Source organism: Solidesulfovibrio sp. C21 (genome assembly GCF_047785625.1).
In the GTDB taxonomy this organism is placed as follows: Bacteria; Desulfobacterota; Desulfovibrionia; order Desulfovibrionales; family Desulfovibrionaceae; genus Solidesulfovibrio.
In genome coordinates this window covers 1-17,389 of record NZ_JBLODY010000022.1, presented here as the reverse complement: position 1 = coordinate 17,389, position 17,389 = coordinate 1, and the positions used below count along the sequence as shown (strand labels likewise).

Annotated in this window: 12 protein-coding genes; 6 read left to right on the top strand and 6 right to left on the bottom strand. The window is 68.3% G+C overall.

Translation table 11 applies throughout. The annotated features are described in order from the left end of the window. Nucleotides 1-54 precede the first annotated feature (54 nt). Together ACMZ6R_RS08870 and ACMZ6R_RS08865 are read left to right on the top strand one after the other, a co-directional pair. The gene (locus tag ACMZ6R_RS08870) at nucleotides 55-1,545 is read left to right on the top strand and encodes a response regulator (RefSeq protein ID WP_416110568.1); all 1,491 of its coding nucleotides are present in this window, start codon (nucleotides 55-57) and stop codon (nucleotides 1,543-1,545) included. Between the two features lie 176 nt (nucleotides 1,546-1,721). Then, nucleotides 1,722-2,399, top strand: coding sequence for an FkbM family methyltransferase (locus ACMZ6R_RS08865; RefSeq protein ID WP_416110567.1), 678 nt, complete (start codon nucleotides 1,722-1,724; stop codon nucleotides 2,397-2,399). Here ACMZ6R_RS08865 and ACMZ6R_RS08860 read toward each other — a convergent pair. From ACMZ6R_RS08860 to ACMZ6R_RS08835, 6 genes are all read right to left on the bottom strand, one after another. Continuing rightward, nucleotides 2,344-3,501 (bottom strand): glycosyltransferase family protein, encoded by a 1,158-nt coding sequence (locus ACMZ6R_RS08860; RefSeq protein WP_416110566.1) that lies wholly within the window; start codon nucleotides 3,499-3,501, stop codon nucleotides 2,344-2,346. The genes ACMZ6R_RS08865 and ACMZ6R_RS08860 overlap by 56 nt on opposite strands. Then, complete coding sequence (locus tag ACMZ6R_RS08855; RefSeq protein WP_416110565.1) at nucleotides 3,498-4,121, bottom strand: histidine phosphatase family protein; 624 nt, start codon at nucleotides 4,119-4,121, stop codon at nucleotides 3,498-3,500. The genes ACMZ6R_RS08860 and ACMZ6R_RS08855 overlap by 4 nt, the downstream gene beginning before the upstream one ends. 67 nt (nucleotides 4,122-4,188) lie before the next feature. Further along, nucleotides 4,189-8,163, bottom strand: a complete 3,975-nt coding sequence (locus ACMZ6R_RS08850; protein WP_416110564.1) for a PAS domain-containing protein — start codon at nucleotides 8,161-8,163, stop codon at nucleotides 4,189-4,191. Between the two features lie 130 nt (nucleotides 8,164-8,293). Next, complete coding sequence (locus tag ACMZ6R_RS08845) at nucleotides 8,294-9,409, bottom strand: glycosyltransferase family 4 protein (protein WP_416110563.1); 1,116 nt, start codon at nucleotides 9,407-9,409, stop codon at nucleotides 8,294-8,296. Continuing rightward, on the bottom strand, nucleotides 9,406-10,692 hold the full coding sequence (locus ACMZ6R_RS08840) for a glycosyltransferase family 4 protein (RefSeq protein ID WP_416110562.1): 1,287 nt from the start codon (nucleotides 10,690-10,692) through the stop codon (nucleotides 9,406-9,408). Before ACMZ6R_RS08840 ends, ACMZ6R_RS08845 begins: the two co-directional genes overlap by 4 nt. 73 nt (nucleotides 10,693-10,765) lie before the next feature. Beyond that, a complete protein-coding gene (locus ACMZ6R_RS08835; protein ID WP_416110561.1) occupies nucleotides 10,766-12,205 on the bottom strand; it encodes a dihydrolipoyl dehydrogenase family protein in 1,440 nt (479 codons plus the stop codon). Between the two features lie 119 nt (nucleotides 12,206-12,324). Between ACMZ6R_RS08835 and ACMZ6R_RS08830 the strand changes: the two genes are divergently transcribed. From ACMZ6R_RS08830 to ACMZ6R_RS08815, 4 genes are all read left to right on the top strand, one after another. Continuing rightward, nucleotides 12,325-13,659, top strand: a complete 1,335-nt coding sequence (locus ACMZ6R_RS08830) for a dihydrolipoyl dehydrogenase family protein (RefSeq protein ID WP_416110560.1) — start codon at nucleotides 12,325-12,327, stop codon at nucleotides 13,657-13,659. Nucleotides 13,660-14,039: 380 nt separating this feature from the next. Beyond that, a complete protein-coding gene (gene ilvB / locus ACMZ6R_RS08825; protein ID WP_416110559.1) occupies nucleotides 14,040-15,725 on the top strand; it encodes a biosynthetic-type acetolactate synthase large subunit in 1,686 nt (561 codons plus the stop codon). Beyond that, a complete protein-coding gene (locus tag ACMZ6R_RS08820) occupies nucleotides 15,709-16,020 on the top strand; it encodes a hypothetical protein (RefSeq protein ID WP_416110558.1) in 312 nt (103 codons plus the stop codon). The genes ilvB and ACMZ6R_RS08820 overlap by 17 nt, the downstream gene beginning before the upstream one ends. Before the next feature lie 67 nt (nucleotides 16,021-16,087). Then, nucleotides 16,088-17,227: a sensor histidine kinase gene (locus tag ACMZ6R_RS08815; protein WP_416110557.1), complete on the top strand. Its 1,140-nt coding sequence runs from the start codon at nucleotides 16,088-16,090 to the stop codon at nucleotides 17,225-17,227. The last annotated feature ends 162 nt before the right edge of the window (nucleotides 17,228-17,389 follow it).

Here is a 17,389-nt window from a genome sequence, read left to right as displayed (position 1 = left end):
CGCAGCCAAATGGTCTATGCTTGGCATCATAAGCAGCAGTCTGCGGAGACCGCCATGGCCGACACAAACGCCAGAATCCTGCTTGTCGAGGATGACGCCGACGTCCGCCAAGCCATAAGCCTTTGGCTGACGGCCTCGGGCTACACCGTCGCCACCGCCGGCGACGGCCGGGCCGGGCTTGCCGCCATCCGCGCCCAGAAACCCGACGCCGTGCTGCTCGACCTGCGACTGCCGATCCTGGACGGGTTCGGCGTGCTGGCGTCCCTGGCCCGGGAGGGCGGCGAGCCTCCGCCAGTCATCGTCATCTCCGGCCAGGACGAAATCCAGGGCGTGATCCAGGCCTTTCGCCTGGGTGCGACGGACTATCTGCAAAAACCCATCGTCAGCTTCGACCTGCTCGCCCATGCCCTGGAAGCCGTGCTCGAGCGGCAACATCTGTCCCGGGCCGTGCGCCTGGCCGAAACCCGCTACTTCAATCTGGTGCAAAACCTGCCGCTTTTGGTTTTCGTGCTGGAGGCGGACCTGCGGGTGGCTTTCATTAACAAATTTTGCCGCACGTTGCTCGGCTTTTCCCGGGGCGAAGCCCTGACCGAACAGGACTGGTTCGTGACGCGTCTGCACCCGGGCGACCGGGAACGCCTGGTCGCGAGCCTTACCCGGGACTTCCCGGCCCGGGGCCACGCCCGCACCGAGGAGTGCCGGTTCATCCACAAAAACGGGGCCACGATCCACGCGCTGCTGCGGGCCATTCCCTCGACCCGGCCCAACCACGACGACGCCGCGAGCATGATCGAGGGCATCGTGGTGGACATCACCGACCGGGTGGAACTGGAACGCTTCGTGGTCCAGGAGGAAAAGCTCAAGACCCTGGGCGCGATCTCGGCGGAAGTGGCCCACGAGATCCGCAACCCGCTTTTTTCCATCGCCGGCTTCGCCCATCGCCTGCAAGCCAGGATGCCGGACAATCGCGAGGCGGGCATCATCCTGGCCGAGGCCAGACGCCTCGAGGACATCCTGGACCGGATAAGCACCTACCTGCACCCGGTCGATCTGCGGCCACGGCTGTGTTCGCTCGGGGCCATCGTGTCCGCCGTGGTGGAATTCCTGGCTCCGGAATTTTCCGCCCGGGGCGTTACCGCCGAGACGAAGCTGGCCGCCGGGCTGCCCGATCTCCAGCTCGACCCGGAACTGCTCACCCAGGTGGTCACAAGCCTCGTGCGCTACGCGTCCAAACGCCTGCCCCAGGGCGGCCGGGTGTCGCTTACCACCTCGCGCCACGCCCGGTTCATCCATCTCGACGTGACCTTTGCCACGACCATGCCGGTGGCCGATCCGGAACTGCTCTTCCTGCCCTTCGAGGAAGGCGAGGAACGCCTCGGGCTGCCGCTGGCCTATCGCATCGTCAAGAACATGGGCGGCTCGCTCACCTTTTTCCAGCTTGGCGGCGAGGCGACCTTCACCGTGCAACTGCCCCTCGGCGCGCCCTACGACCAGGCGCTGGATTTGGATGAAGAGGAGGATGAGACCGGGGGGGAACCTTTTTGAAAAAAGGTTCCCCCCCGGACCCCCTCTCCAAAAACTTTTAACGGTGACAGCGCGTTATCCATATCACATCCCCACCCCTTTATAAAATTGAGGAAAGGGAGAGCGCGAGAGGGGACAACCCTTTTTAAAGGGTTTCCCCTCTCGCACTGTCTTTCTTCCCAAAGGAATGCCCATTCATGCGGGAGAGCTGGATCGATCGTCTTTTGGAGCTGGCGTTGCCGGAAGCGCCTGTCATCGTCGACGGCGGGGCCAACAAGGGCAATGTCGTGGCGCGGCTGCTTGAGGCCCTGCCCCGGGCGCGCGTGTTGGCCGTGGAGCCCCAGCCGCGTCTGGCGCGCAAGCTGGCCAAGCGTTTCGCCGGCGACGCCCGGGTGACGGTCCGGGCCGTGGCCCTCGGCGAGGCGACGGATACGCGCACCCTCTCGGTCATGAACCGCCCCACGCTGTCCTCGCTCCTTCCGCCCACGGGCATCCGCGACAAATATGCCGATGAGACGCTCACGGTGACGGAGACGGTGGACGTGCCGGTAGCGCGGCTCGACGCCGTGGCCGCAGCCGCCGACGTCATCAAGCTGGATTTGCAGGGCTACGAATTGCCGGCGCTTCGCGGAGCGAGCGGGCTTTTACCGGGCGTATCGGTGGTGGTGGCCGAGACGGCGCTCGTGCCGCTTTACGACGGGCAGGCGCTTTTGCCCGAACTCGAGGCTTTCCTGGCGGAATACGGGTTCGCCTGCGACGGACTCTACGATTTCGCGCGGGGCCCGGAGGGGCGGATCGTTTCCGGGGATGCGTTTTTCGTCAAACGGCGGGCGTCGTCAGCAAGGCGGCCGTGCCCCGCGCACCGTCCAGATTGACGGCGGCCCGGGGCGGCCGGGGCGCGTCCAGGGCGGCGACGATCCGGTCGGCCAGACGGTCCGGGGCGAGGTCCTCCGGCCCGACCAGGCCCAAAAGCCCCATGTCCTCCAGGCGGCCGGCCCGAAGGCGCTGCTCGCGGTTCTGGTCGAAGGGATAGACCAGCCCCCGGACGCCGGCGGCCAGAAGCGCCATGACCGTGTTGTACCCGCCCAGACTCACCGAGACATCGGCGCTTCCCAGGAGGTCGGCAAAATTGTCGGTAAAGCGCGCCACCCTGGCGTCCGGCAATCCCGCCGCCGCGTCCTCTATCGCCAGATACGCGTCGTCGGGGCAATACGGACCGGTAAAGACCCGGACCGCCAGCGCCGTGAGACGCGCCCGCGTGCGGCAGGCGGCCAGGGTCGCGGCCAAAAGCTCGTAGCCGACCTTGCCGCCCCCGGCGCTTGCGACCAGAAGTTCCCGCCCCTGTCCCACGCCAAACACCCGGCGCACGCCCCCCCCGTCGACGGCCGCCTGCGGCGCGGGAGCCACGTAGCCCGTGTAGGCCACGGGCACGGGGATATCCGCGGCCCGGGAAAACGTGGCCGACAGCGGAAAAAGCGCCGGGTCGCCATGGACGCACACCGCGTCGAAAAAGCGCCCCAACCGGTCCAGGACCCGGGCCTCGTAGGCCGGCTGATCCTTTTTTCCCACCAGGATGTCGCGCACGCCGCAAACGACCCGGCAGGGGCCGCACGCGCCGGCGCGGATGGCGGTCAGGGCGGGCACGAGCTCGAATTCGAAGGCCTTGCGGCCAAAAGGATAGAGTTCGACGAAAAAGACGTCCGGGGCAAAGGCGGCCAGGGCATCGAGTAGCATGGCGGCCCGGGTCTTCCTGGCCGCTTCCAAGGCCTCCCCGTCCAGGGACAGCGCGGAAAATGCCGCGTCCATGGACAGCGCCGGCAGCCGGACGAGCGTCACGTCACCGGGCAGGCCGACCGGGGCGTCGGGGCCGCCGAGAATGAGCAGTCGCTCATGCCCGGCCAGGGCGGCGACGATCTCCAGGGTGCGCATGAGATGGCCCATGCCGAGCACGTGCTGGCAATAGAAGGCGATTTTCACGCAACGTCCGGGGCGGGGGCTTCCTCGGGGAGGACGACGTCCAGGGCGTCGATGGACAGCACGCCATCCTGGCACACCACCCGCTGCAACAGGGACAGGTCGAAAGCCGGCGGTGCGCCCGGGACGAAGGGACGATCGAGGAGATGGTAAAGTATGGCCTTGATGACGCCCTGGTGGGTGACGACCAGGACCGCGCGCCCGGCATTGGCCCGGGCGGCATCGATCAGGGCGTGCTCGGCGCGCTGGCGCACGTCGCTTCGCGACTCGCCGCCGGGTGGACGAAAATCCCAGCCCGCCGCCTCGGCCGCGCGGATATCGGCCTCGGGGATGTCGCGCCAGTATTTGCCCATCCACTCGCCGTAATGCTGTTCGCGCAGCCTGCGTTCCACACTCACCGGCAGGCGCAGGTGCAGGTTGAAAATGCCGGCCGTGGATTTGGCCCGGCCCAGATCGCTGACGAGGATGCGGGACAGGCCGAGGCCGGTGAGGCGCGACGCCAGGGCTTCGGCGGCGGCATGGCCTTCCGGGTGCAATTCGCTGTCCCATTGCCCCTGGATGCGCTTGTCCCGGTTCCACAGCGTCTCGGCGTGGCGCAAAAGATAAAAGACGGTACGTGCCATGGAAAACGGTCCCTCCGTGAGGCCTTGCGGCCGGTATGCCTCAAACTCCGGGAAAACGCACCCAGGTCTAACGCGTGAGCCCCCGCAGAAAATCGTCCAGCCCGGTCACCACCGCCTGGCAGGCTTCGACCAGACCCGGCGCCAGGGAGGCGAACTTGTCGGCATCGCCGGCGGCGGCGGCAATTTCCGCCTCGGCGGCCAGGGCGCGCATGGCCGCCGCCCCGAACATGGCCGCATTGCCCTTGAGCGTGTGGGCCACCCGCTCGCACACCACCATGTCCCCGGCGCGCCGGGCCGCGTCCATGGCCGCAAGCTGCTCCGGCACCGAAGCCACGAACGCCCGCCCTACCCGGGTCAACAGCCCCGTCTTGTTGCGGTATTGGCGCGTCAGCCCTTGCGTATCGAGGAGTTGCTTTTCACTGACTTCGTCCCGGCGCGCCCCGGACGGCATGCGGCCGCGACGGATCAGCACGCCGCGCACGACCGCGAAAAACGCTTCCACGTCAATGGGCTTGATGATGTAGTCGTCAAGCCCGGCCGCCAGGAAACGCTCCCGTTCCTGATCCATGGCATAGGCCGACAACCCGATGACCGGCAGCTTCGGATCGATGGGCGGACGTCCGGCCCGGATGGCCCGGGTGGCGGTGAGCCCGTCCATGACCGGCATCTGGATGTCCATGAGCACCACGTCGACCGGATGCCTGGCCAGATAGTCCAGGGCGGCCTGGCCGTTTTCGGCCACGGCGACGGTATGCCCCCTGTTTTCCAGGAGATCGGAGGCGAACACCCGGTTGACCCGGTTGTCCTCGACCAGAAGGATGGAAAGCGGCGGCAAGTCGTCGGGCCGGGAACCGGGAAGCGCGTCCGCGACGGGCACCGATTCGGCGCCGGCCGCATCGAAGGGACATTCCAGCCGAAACGCGCTGCCCTGGCCGGGCGTGCTTTCGAGCGATATCGTCCCGCCCATGAGCCCGGCCAGCCGGCGGCAGATGGCCAGCCCCAGTCCGGTGCCGGCCTGCCGCTTGGTCAGGCCGCCGTCAATCTGGGTGAAGCTGTCGAAGATCGTTTCCTGCTGCTCGTAGGGAATGCCGATTCCGGTGTCGGCCACGGTGAAGCGCAGCCACAGCCGGCCGCCCTCCCCGCCGGAAGCGGCGCGCGGCGCGTCGGCAATGGCGACCCCAAGCCGTACGCCCCCCTTGTCGGTGTACTTGACGGCGTTGTTGACCAGATTACGCAGCACCTGGCGCAGCCGCAACCCGTCGCCGCGTACGGCCCCGGGCACGTTTCCCGCGATGTCGAGGACAAGGTCGAGCCCCTTGGCCCGGGCCAGGACCTCCTGTTCCTTGAGCACGCCCTCCAGGCCGCGCACCAGATCGAAGGGCGCGGCTTTCAGTTCCATACGGCCGGCCTCGATCTTGGAATAGTCGAGGATGTCGTTGATGATGGAAAGCAGGGTGCCGGCGGATTCCTCGACCACGCTCAGGCGTTCGCGCTGCCTGGGGTCCAGGCGGTCGGCCAGCATGAGCTGGACATAGCCGAGCACGGCATTGAGCGGCGTGCGGATCTCGTGGCTCATGTTGGCCAGAAACGCCCCCTTGGCCTGGCTGGCTCCCTCGGCCCGCTCCAGCGCGTCGGCCAGTTCCGCCTCCAGCCGCTTGCCGGCGGTGACGTCGCGCACGATCTCGACCACGCCCGCCACCTCGTCGTCGTCATCGAGCAGCGGATAGCAAAAAAGCTCCACCCAGCCCGAGGGTTTGCCCGCCTCGACCTTGGGCACGAGGCTGATGGCCAGCTTGCGCGTGGCCAACGCCCGCAAGGCGGGACAATCGTTGCAGGGCATGCCCAGGCCGTGAAACAGGTCGTGGCACTTGCGTCCGACCATTTCTTCCTGTCTGGCATAGAGCGTCCGCATGGCCCGGTTGGACGTCGTCACGGTCAGGTCGGGCGTGAGCAGGCAGATGCCGTCCTGGATACCGGTGAGCACCGTATCCAGAAAATGTCGTTCCCGGCGCAGCCGGGCCTCGGCCTCTTCCCTGGCCTCGATTTCACCGGCCATGCGCTGGCGCAGGCGCAACACCTCGGCCTCCAGCCCGTCACGGACTTGAACGGCCGCCCGATCGGCCAGCTTGCGCTCGGTGATGTCGATGGTGACGCCGATGATGCCGGCAACGGCCCCCCCGGCATCGTGGATAAGGCCTTTGTGGATGATCATGTGGCGCGCGCCGGCCGGCGTCGGCAGCACGGCCTCGTAGACCTGCCGACCGCCCTTGGCCAGCAGTTCGGCCTCGATGGCCTCGTACGGCCGGGCCTCGCCGTCCTCGAGGAAATCCCCGAGGGTACGGCCGACAAGCCGCGCGCGCGCAAGGCCGCTTAACGTCTCGAAGGTCTGGTTGCAGCCGGTGAAACGCCCTCCCGTATCCTTGAAAAAAACGGGCAGCGGCAAGGCCTCGAGCATGTTCCGGACCCGGGCGTGCTCGGCGCGCAGATGTTCCTCGGCCAACTTGCGCGCCGTGACGTCGCGCCCCACGGCCTGGTATTCGAGGAGCGCTCCCGCCTCGTCGAACATGGCCCGGTAGGTCCAGCGCTGCCAGCGCATGCGGCCGTCCGGACGCAGCACCCGGTGCTCGAAGCCGGTGGTCGGCCGGTCGGGGGAGAGGGCGGCCAGGCGCCCGGCCACCATGTCCGCATCCTCGTCCGGCATGGGCGACCGGAAATGCTCGGCCACGCAGGCTTCGGCCGTCTTGCCCCAGTAGCGGGCAAAGGCCGTGTTGACGAAGAGCAGCCGCCCGGCGGCGTCGATGCGGCAGATCAGTTCGGTGATGTGCTCGACGATGGAGCGGTAGCCGTTTTCGCCGGCCGCGCTTTCCGTCGGCGGCAAGGCGGAAAAATCGGCGCAGGCCCCTTCCAGGCACACCGGACTGCCGAGGGTATCGCGTAAGGCCCGCACATAGCATTTGATGCGCGCCATGCTGCCGTCATGATGATAGAAATGCGTTTCGAAAAAGACGGGATCGGTCTGCCCCAGGGCGCGCACGAGCAGTTCCCGGCGCTGGGGGATGTCCAGACGCACGAGGGGCTCGTCGGTGCGGGCCTGCCGCAGGAAATCGGCCACGTCGCGGCAGCCGAAAAGCCGGGCCAGGGTCGTATTGGCGGCCAGGGGACGGCCGGCCGTATCCAGGCGGAAAAGTCCCTGGGCGGCATTGTTGTAGAGATCCCGGTACCGCTCCGCCCGTTCGCGAAGCGCCGCGCCCTCGGCCTCGGACAGGCGTTCGGAGACGGCCTGGGCCACGTCGGTCCAGGTCAAAAGGCCGAGCAGATAGCCGGCGGCGTCGGTGACGGCCAGCCGGCCCGCACCGGCCCCATCCATGCCCGAAACGGCCTCGGGAAGCGGCAGTTGCGGCGAGATGGCCACCACCGGGGTGCGCATGACCGCCTCCACGCGGCAGTGGCCGATATCGCGCCCGTCGGCCAAAAGCGCCACGGCGTCGCGGGCCGTAAAAACGCCGCGCGGCCTGTCCGCCTCGGCCACCACCACGCCACCGACGCCGGTACGGATCATGCGGGCCAAAACGGCCGGCAACGTCTCGCCGATGACCGCCGTCACCACCGCCCTGGCCATGGCGCTGGCCACGGTGCGGCCGGCAAGCGTGTCGATGCCCCCGCACAGCCGGGCCACGTGAAACGGGGCCAAAATCCCGACAGCCCGCCCCTTGGCGTCCACCACCGCCAGCCGCCGCGACGGCGCGGCCAGCAAATGGCGCAGGGCAGCCGGCAGAAACTCGGCATCCGAAGAGACGGCCACGGGGTCCATGAGGTCGCGCACAGCCAGATGGGCGGCCGTGTCCGGGGACTGGTTGAGCACCCGGGACAGACCGCGCGTGGTGACCACGCCGAGCGGCCGGCCGCCGTCGAGAACCAGCGCTTCGCCGGCTCCGACGTCGAGCAGCCTGCGGGCGGCCTGACCGGCCGTGGTCCAGGGGCCGAGCGTTACGGGCGTTGCGGGAGGGAGATCACGCAGCGGCGTTTCACAGAGATTGGCCATGACAGGCTCCGGCCTTGCCGGCGGGCCACCGCGAAGGCCGCAAGGCGTATGCGGGAATAAGAAAAAACATACACGAAATACGAATTTATGTATAATACCCTAAACCATGGCCTTTCGGCCAGTACCAATTTCAGCCCTCCCCGGCCAGCCGGCGCAGCACCCGGGCCATCACCCCGTAATTGCGGTCGCGGTCATGCTTCTCGCGCACGTAGGCCTCGGCCGCCTCGCCCATGTCCCGGCGGCGCTGCCGGTCCGTGAGCAGATCACGCAACGCCCGGCGGTAGGCCGCGTCGTCGCCGGGGGGCGTGAGCAATCCCGTGCGGCCGTTCGCCACCACCTCGGGCACGCCGCCGTCGGCCAGGGCCACCACCGGCAGCCCGGCGGCCTGGGCCTCGAGATAGACCATGCCCAGGGACTCCCGAATGCCGGGAAAGGCGAAGATGTCCCCCGCGCCGAAAAGCGCCCCCATGTCCTCCCGGTCGACGCAGCCCAGAAACAGATGGCGGTCGGGCAGCTCGCGCCGGGCCAGGGCCATCAGCTTGTCCCGCATGACCCCGTCGCCGGCCACGACCAGGAAGAAAGGCGTCCCCTCCCGGGCCAGTTCGCCCAGGCGCAAGAACAGGTAGGTCAGGCTTTCGGTCTTCACGTCGTTGCGAAACATGGCCGCGGTGACGATGACCGGGGCGTCGCCCACATCCCACTCCTTGCGCAGTTCCCGCCGGGCCTCGGCGTCGAAGGCGAAGGCGTCGGGATGGATGCCGGGGCGCACATAGGCAAGCCTGTTTTTAGGCAGCAGCCGGGCCAGGTTGACGTAATCGAGCCGGCGGTTGGTGACCACCAGCCGGGCGGCCAGAAGGGCCCGGCGATTGAGCTCGTAGCCAAGGCGCGTCTTGAGCTTGCGCCGGGTCTTGGTGGAATAGACGCCCTGGAAGACGACGTAGGGGATGCCGAGTTCCCGGGCGACATACGGGCCGATGACGTCCGGCGACTTGTAGTAGGTGTGGAAGGTGAGCCAGGCCCTGACCCGGCCGAGGCTGGCCGCTTCCAGGGCGGCGCGGCGCGCGGCCAGGGTTCCCAGCCACAAAAGCGGTCGCGTGGAAAAGCAGCGGGTGCGAAACCGGCTCGGGGTCACGATCGTGATCCCTCCCGCTTCCAGGGCGGCGGCCAGTTCGCGGCCGATGGTCCGGTCGCCCGAGGGATCGGGATGATCCAGGGGCTTGAAGGGGGCGTACAGGGCGACGTTCACGCGGCCCCGTCCGGCGCGGCCCCGACTGACGGGACCCTGCCCCCGGCATGGCGGGCAAAGATGGCCGCCAGCCGTTCGATGTTGGCCGCGTTGTCGAAATCGCGGGCCACGGCCGCCCTGGCCGCGCCGGTCAGGCGCGCGCGAAGCGCCGCGTCGGTAAGCAAGCGCCGGATATTGGCCGCCAGGGCCGCCGGATCGTCGGGCGGGCAGGCCAGGGCCGTCTCGCCGTCTTTCGCCAGCTCCGGCAGGGCCGAGACGTTGGTGGCCGCAACCGGCACTCCCATGGCCATGGCCTCGACAATGACGTTGGGCACGCCGTCGCGGTCGCCGTTTGGCAGCACGCGGCAGCCCAGGGCAAAGACGTCGGCTTTCCGGTAGAGCGCCAGCACCGCCTCGTGGGGCATCGCCCCATGCCAGCGCACCCGGTCCCCGAGGCCAAGGTCTCGCGCCCGCGCCTGCAGGGCTTCCCGGTCCTCGCCCTCCCCCACGAGGTCGTAGGTGAAGTCCATCCCCTCCCCGGCCAGACGGCCCAGGGCGTCAAGAACCGTGTCCAGGCCTTTCTTGGCCGTCAGCCGGGCCACGGTCAGAATGCGGTACGGCGGAGCCGGCTCGGGGCGCTTGTCCGCGCCGTCAAAAAGGGACAGGTCGATACCGTGGTAGACGTCGTAGACCGGCGTGCCGTTTGGCGAGAGCCGGCGCAGGTAGGCGGCGTTGGCCCTGGTGCAGGTGACCACGAAGGCGGCCCGGCCGATTTTTTCGGCCAGCTTGCCCGGCTCCTGGGTCCAGACGTCCTTGGCGTGGCCGGTGAAGCTCACGGGCAGGCCGCTTATGAGCCCGGCATAGACCGCGACCGAGGTGGGCGAATGGGCGAAGTGGGCGTGCAGATGGGCGGGTTCGCCCGGCGTCAGGGCCCGGCGGCAGAGAAACCCGGCCTGGAGCAGGTGCTTGACCGTGGCCGAGCGGCGCGTGCGGGCCAGATGCCGGACCATGAGGCCAAGGGCGCGCAGGTAGCCGCGCGGCGCGACCAGGGCGGCCCGGAAATTCTCGTAGAGGAGCTCCCCGAGCGCCGGCCGGATGTATTCCGGCAGATAGACCACGTCGGCCTTGATGCGGTAGATCGAGGCATGACGCGCGGCCTCGCGCGGATCGCGCATGGAGACGATGCGCACCTTGAAGCCCTGGGCCTCGAGCAGCAAAATCTCGTTGGAAATAAACGTCTCGGACAGGCGCGGATAGCCCTTGAGCACCATGATAAGCCGCACCGCCTCGCTCCCCCCCGTCATCGCACCGCTCCCCCGCGATCAGGCGTCCGTCGCCCGCCGCCAGATAATTAAGTCCGCCAATCGTCCAAAATGGTTACCGTTTTCCCCGATACCCGAAAAAAAGACGCAACAGCCGCCGCACAACGGGCGAAAAAAGCCGGGCCTCGAGCCCGCGCCCGGCCGCCCGTTTGCTCGTCTCGGCCAGGGTCGGATAGGGGTGGACCGCGCCGGAAAGCCTGCCGAGCCCCACTTTTCCGGCCAGCGCCGCCACCCATTCGCCGGCAAGCTCCCCGGCGTCCGGTCCGACGATGCCGACGCCGAGGGGCCGCCCCTTGCCCCCGAGCACGATCTTGACCAGCCCCTGCGTTTCGCCCTCGGCCCTGGCCCGGTCGTTGCCGGAAAAAGGCTCGACGATCGTCGTGACCGCAAGGCCGGCCTTTCGCGCCCCGTCCTCGGTCGCGCCGACCACGGCCAGCTCCGGCTCGGTGTATACGCAGCGCGGCAAAAGCCGGTAGTCGGCCTTCTTGGGCAGCCGGAACACGGCGTTCGCCACCACCACCCCGCCCTCGTAGCCGGCGGCATGGGTGAAAAGGTGCTCCCCCGTGACGTCGCCGGCCCCGAAAATGTGCGGCCGGCTGGAGCGCAACCGGGCGTCGAGCACAAGGCCCTTTTTTGTATGGACAACCCCGGCCACGTCAAGTCCAAGCCCCTCGAGGTTCGGCGCACGGCCCATGGCGACGAGAATAGCAGTGGCCTCGATGGCCTCGCGCCGCCCTTCCCGTTCGATGGTGATGGTCTTCGGGCTACCCGGCGCCACGGACACGACCGTGGCGGAAAGGCGCAGGTCCACGCCCTCGGCGGCCAGACGCGCCTGGACCACCGCCGCCAGGTCCGCGTCCTCTCGGGTGAGTATCCGGGCGCTGCGCTGCACCAGCGTGACCCTGCTCCCCAGGCGCGAAAACGCCTGCCCCATCTCCACGGCGATCGGCCCGCCGCCGAGGATCACCAGATGCTCCGGCAGCCGCTCCAGCGAAAAAATCTCCCGGTTGGTGAGAAACCCGGCTTCCGCCAGTCCCGGGATATCCGGCACGGCGGCCCGCGATCCGGTGGCGACGACGATCCGGGCGGCACTGAGACGCCCGCCGTCGAGCCTAAGGACATGGTCGTCGGCAAACACGGCTTGCCCGAAGCGGACCTCGCCCCCGAGTTCGCGAAAACGCTCCGGCGAATCGTGTTGCTGGATCGCCGCGATCACGGCCTCGATGCGCCGGCGCACCCGGGCGAAATCCACCGGCGGCAAGGCGACATCGGGCAGGCCGAATTCCCCGGCCCGGGCCATCATCCGCCGGGCCCTGGCCGTGGCGATGAGCGTCTTGCTCGGCACGCAGCCAAAATGCAGGCAGTCGCCGCCAAGCCGTCCTTCGCGCTCGACCAAAAGAACCTTGACCCCAAGCCTTGCCGCGCCGGCCGCAACCGTCAGCCCCGCCGCGCCGCCGCCAAGGACCACCAGATCATAGTCGTATCGCACCGCCATGCCTGCCTCCGCCCGGCCGCCGCTTTTCGCGCGCGCCCCTGTCTTCGCCGCCCGATCCATGCTAGCCTGACCCTACCAAAGCCAAAGGCCGGGCCGCCCGCCCGGCAAAGGAAGCCGTCATGACGCGAACATACGACCTGCTCGTACTCGGCGCGGGACCGGCCTGCCACCCGGCGGCGCGGCGCTGCCGGGAAGCCGGCTGGTCCGTGGCCATCATCGAATCCGGACCGCTCGGCGGGGTCTGCCCGCATACCGGCTGCAACCCCAAAAAAGTGCTCATGGCCGCCGTCGAGGCCGTAACCGCCGCCCGCCATCTGGCCGGCAAGGGCCTTTCCGGCGAGCCCGCCGTCGACTGGAAGGCGCTCATGGCCTTCAAACGCGGCTTTGTAAGCCCTGTCGACGCCAGGATCGAAACGTCCTACGCCAAGGCCGGCATCGACATCATCCGGGGACGCGGCATCTTTACCGGCAAAAACACCATAGCAGTGGACGCAACGGAATACACGGGCAAAAAAATTCTCGTCGCCGTGGGCGCGCGGCCCCGCCGCTTCGACTTTCCCGGCAGCGAACGGCTCGACACCAGCGACGCGTTTCTCGACCTCGACGCCCTGCCCTATCGCCTGGCCTTTATCGGCGGCGGCTTCATCGCCTTCGAACTGGCCCACATCGCCAAAATATGCGGCGCGAAAGAAGTCGCCATCCTCACCCACGGCGACGCCTTCCTGCGCAACTTCGACCAGGACGCCGTCAGCCGTCTCGTAGACGCGACCCGCGCCCTGGGCATCGACGCGCGCTTAAACGCCCCGGTCTCCTCCATAACCCAAAGCCCCGAGGGCCTGCGCATCGAGATCCCGGGAGCCAGCCTCACCTGCGACAGGGCCATAAACGCCGCCGGCCGCCCCGCCGCCATCGACGACCTCGGCCTCGAAGCCGCCGGCATCACCCATAACAAACGCGGCATCACCGTCACCCCCTACCTCCAGACCGCCAACCCCGACATCTACGCCGCCGGCGACTGCCTGGACGCGCCCTACGCGCTGACGCCCACCGCCGACCTCGAAAGCAAGACCGCCGGGCACAACATGCTCACCGGCAATACCCTGCCCATCGACCGCCGCGGCACCCCGAGCGTGCTCTTCACCCAGCCGCCGCTGGGCATGGCCGGCCTGACCGAAGCCCAGTGCCGGGCTCGCGACATCCCCTACGAGAAAAAGGAATACGATCTGGCCGACGCCTTTCCCTGGAAACGCCTGGGCGAAACCGTCGGCTACTCCAAGATCCTCACCGCCCCGGACACCGGAGAGATCCTCGGCGCGCACATCCTCGGCCACGACGCCGAGGAAATCATCAACGCCATCGCCCTGGCCATGCGCAACAACCTGCCGGCCAAGGCCCTGGCCGACGCCATCTGGGCCTATCCCACCTGCAGCTATTATCTGCGCTACATGGTGTAGCTCAGGCTGGGGCGCGCCCCCCGGCCCCCCCAGCCACCAGACCAACCCGGTAAAGGGGGGTTCGGGGGACATCAAGCCCCCCGATGGAGGGGTGCAGGGGAGGCAAAGCCTCCCCTGCCTGCCCCCGGGGCTTGACGGGCCGGGGGAAGCCGGGGTAGGGATAACCAAACTACGGAGCAAACCCTGCCATGACTACGACGAATTCCCGCATGCTACCCAAGTCCTTCTGGACCAGCGCGGTCGTAGTAGGCGTCGTTATAGCGGCGCCTTAGCGGGGATTCTTTTACAGCAATTCGAAGCTTATCCAGCCCCCGCCGGCGCGCCGGCGGGGGCTTTTTGCGTTTTCCGCCGCGCGTCGTTGGGGCCCAAGGAGGCCCAAGATGATTGAGATGACCGGAGCGCGCATCATTGCGGAAAGTCTCGTGCGGCAAGGCATCACCGTGGTGTCGGGCATCCCGGGTGGGGCCAATCTGCCCATGTTCGACGCCATCGCCGAAACGCCGGTGCGCATCGTGCTGGCGCGCCACGAGCAGGGCGCGGGGTTCATTGCCCAGGGCATGGCCCGGGTGTCGGGCACGACCCAGGTGTGTCTGGCCACGTCGGGGCCGGGCGCGATGAACGTGCTGACCACCATTGCCGACGCCAAGGCCGATTCCGTGCCGCTGGTGTGTATCACGGGGCAGGTCTCGCGGGGGCTCATCGGCACGGACGCCTTTCAGGAAGTGGACGTGTACGGCCTGACCATTCCCATTGCCAAGCACAACATGCTGGTGCGCCGGGCAGCGGATCTGCCAAGGCTCATGGCCGACGCCTTCCACATCGCCGCCTCGGGCCGGCCCGGTCCGGTGGTGATCGACGTGCCCCGGGACGTGCAGACCGAGCTGGTCCGCTTCGAGGCCTGGCCCGAGGCCGGTCAGGCCGATGTCCAGGCCATGCCGCACACGGCCGATCTGGCCAAGGCGGCGGCGCTCATGGCGGCGAGCGAACGGCCGGTGCTCTACTGCGGCGGCGGCGCGGCCCGGTGCGAGGCGGGAGCCGCCGTGGCCGCCCTGGCCGAGGCGCTGGACGCGCCGGTGGTGACCACGCTGATGGCCCTTGGACTGCTCCCGGGCGGGCATCCGCGAAACGCGGGCATGATCGGCATGCACGGCCGGCCGGCCTCCAATCACCTGCTCACCGACTGCGACCTGCTCGTGGCCATTGGCGCGCGTTTCGACGACCGGGCCACGGGCGACGCCAAGCGGTTCTGTCCGGACGCGGCCGTGGTGCACATCGACATCGACCCGGCCGAACACCACAAGAACCGGCGCGCCCATGTCGCCCTGGCCGGGGACGCAACCAAGGTGCTCGACGCGCTGTTGCCCCTGGTGCCGGTGCGGACACGGCCGCGCTGGTCGGCGCACCGGGCGGTGCTGCGCGAGCTGCATCCCTTCTCCCTGCCGGCCCTTGGCGATCCCAAGAGTCCTTACGGCGTGCTGGCGACAGTGGCCGACATCCTCGGCCCCGAGGCCATCGTGACAACCGACGTGGGCCAGAACCAGATGCGCGCGGCCCAGGTCTGGCCGTGCTCGCGTCCGGGACGGTTTCTCACCTCGGGCGGGCTCGGCACCATGGGCTTCGGGCTGCCGTCAGCCATCGGCGCGGCCTTGGCCGAACCGGGCACGCCGGTTGTCTGCGTCACCGGCGACGGCGGGCTGCTCATGAATATCCAGGAGATGGCCACGCTGGTGGAGCTGGGGCTGCCGGTCAAAATCCTGCTCATGGACAACGGCGTGCTCGGGCTCGTGCGCCAACAGCAGGCCTTTTTCGTGGGAGGGCGCTACACGGCCTCGACCTTTGCCGCCCGGCCGAATTTCCCGGCCCTGGCCGCCGGATTCGGCATGGCGAGCCTGGACATGGAGCACTGCCGGGACGGTCGCGGCGCCCTGGCCGCCGCCCTGGCCGCCCCGGGACCGGCGCTCATCCGCGTCCCGGTCGATCCCGACGCCCACGTCTATCCCATGGTGCCGCCCGGCGCCGCCAACAGCGAAATGATTCTGGAGGAAAGCCATGCCGACGCCAATTGACGCGAAAAGCCCGGAAAGCGGCCGCGCCGTGCTGGAGCTGGCCGCCCATGATCCCATGGCCGCCGTGCGCCATGTGGCCGCCTGTCTGGCCAGACGGGCCTATCCCCTGCTGGGACTGGCCTGCCTGCCCCGGCCCGACGGAACGACGCGGCTGGTCGTGGCCGTGACCGACGATGGCCGCCTGTCCCGTCTGCTGACGGAACTGGCCGGATTGCCGGAGATTTGCGCGGCCCGCCTGGGCGATCCCGGCGCGCCGATCCTGTCCGCGCTGGCGGAGGACGCGACCATGGCCTGAGGACTTGCGGGGGCGGCACACCATACGGTATGCGGTTCGGGCGGATTATCCGCCCGGAGGTAGTTTTGTGAACGCCGGAGTTGTACCGTTTTTACCGGCCCAGCGCACGTCCGTTGAGGAACTCGGCCGCCAGGCCCAGCTCTTCGCCTCGAGCCCGGCGGCCGGCGTACTCAATCGCCTGCCGCTGGGGGTGGCCGTGTGCAACGCCACCCGCCAGATCATCTATTCGAATGAGAAGTTCCGGGAACTGGCCTCCCTGGATTGTCCCGACAAAAATGTCCTGGGCCAGCGCCTGGGCGAGGCCCTCTCCTGCCTGGGCGCGAACATCGAAATCGGCGGCTGCGGCACGAGCGAGACCTGCCGTGGCTGCGGCGTGGCCCGGTCGATGGCCAAGCTGCTGGCCGGGGCCACGGAGGTCCAGGGCGAATGCTCCCTGGCCCGGCATGGGGGCAAGCGCCTGGAGACCCTGGACTTCCGGCTCTGGGCTTGGGGGATGCCCTACGACGGGGAAGTGTTCCACGCCATCATCCTGACCGATACGCGGGCCGAAAAACGCTTGTCGCTCATCGAGCGCATCTTCTACCACGACATCCTGAACATTGTCTCCGGCATGCAGGGCATCTGCGAGATCATGCGCGAAGAGGAGGAAGGCGCCCGCAATGCCGAGCTGGATCTGCTCATTTTCGCCACCGAGCGTATCAACGACCTCATCGTGTCCCAGCGGGAATTCACCCAGGCCGAGCATGGGGACTATGAAGTCACGGTGAGCAAGCTCGGGACGCGGACCCTGCTTGGCGACATCGTCGCCTTCATGCGGCGGGAAAGCTCGGCCCGGGGCAAGACCCTCGTCGTGGCCAAGGAAAGCGCCGACGCCTTTTTCGCCACGGACCGCAGGCTCCTCTCCCGTATCCTGGTCAACATGCAGAAAAACGCCCTGGAGGCGTCCGGCCAGGGTGACACCATCACGGTCGGCTGCGCCCTGGACGACGGGCACGTGCGCTTCTGGGTGCACAACCCCGGGGTCGTGCCCGAGGAAGCCCGGGCGCAGATTTTCCGCCGCGCCTTTTCCACCAAAGGAGCCGGCCGGGGACTGGGCACCTACGGCATGAAGCTTTTCGCGGAAAAATACCTCGGCGGCGAGGTCGGCTTCGCCAGCGACGCCACCGCCGGCACCACCTTTTTCGTGCGTCTGCCGCTTGATATCTGAGGGGTAATGGGGGGATGCCTCAGGCGGCCAGGGGGAAACTTTTTGAAAAAAGTTTCCCCCTGGACCCTCTTCAAAAACTTCCATTAGCTTTGAATGCGGCGATCGCATGGATCGAACCGCCTACAGCCCCTTGAAAGTTTTTCGGGAGGGTGGGGGGCCGGG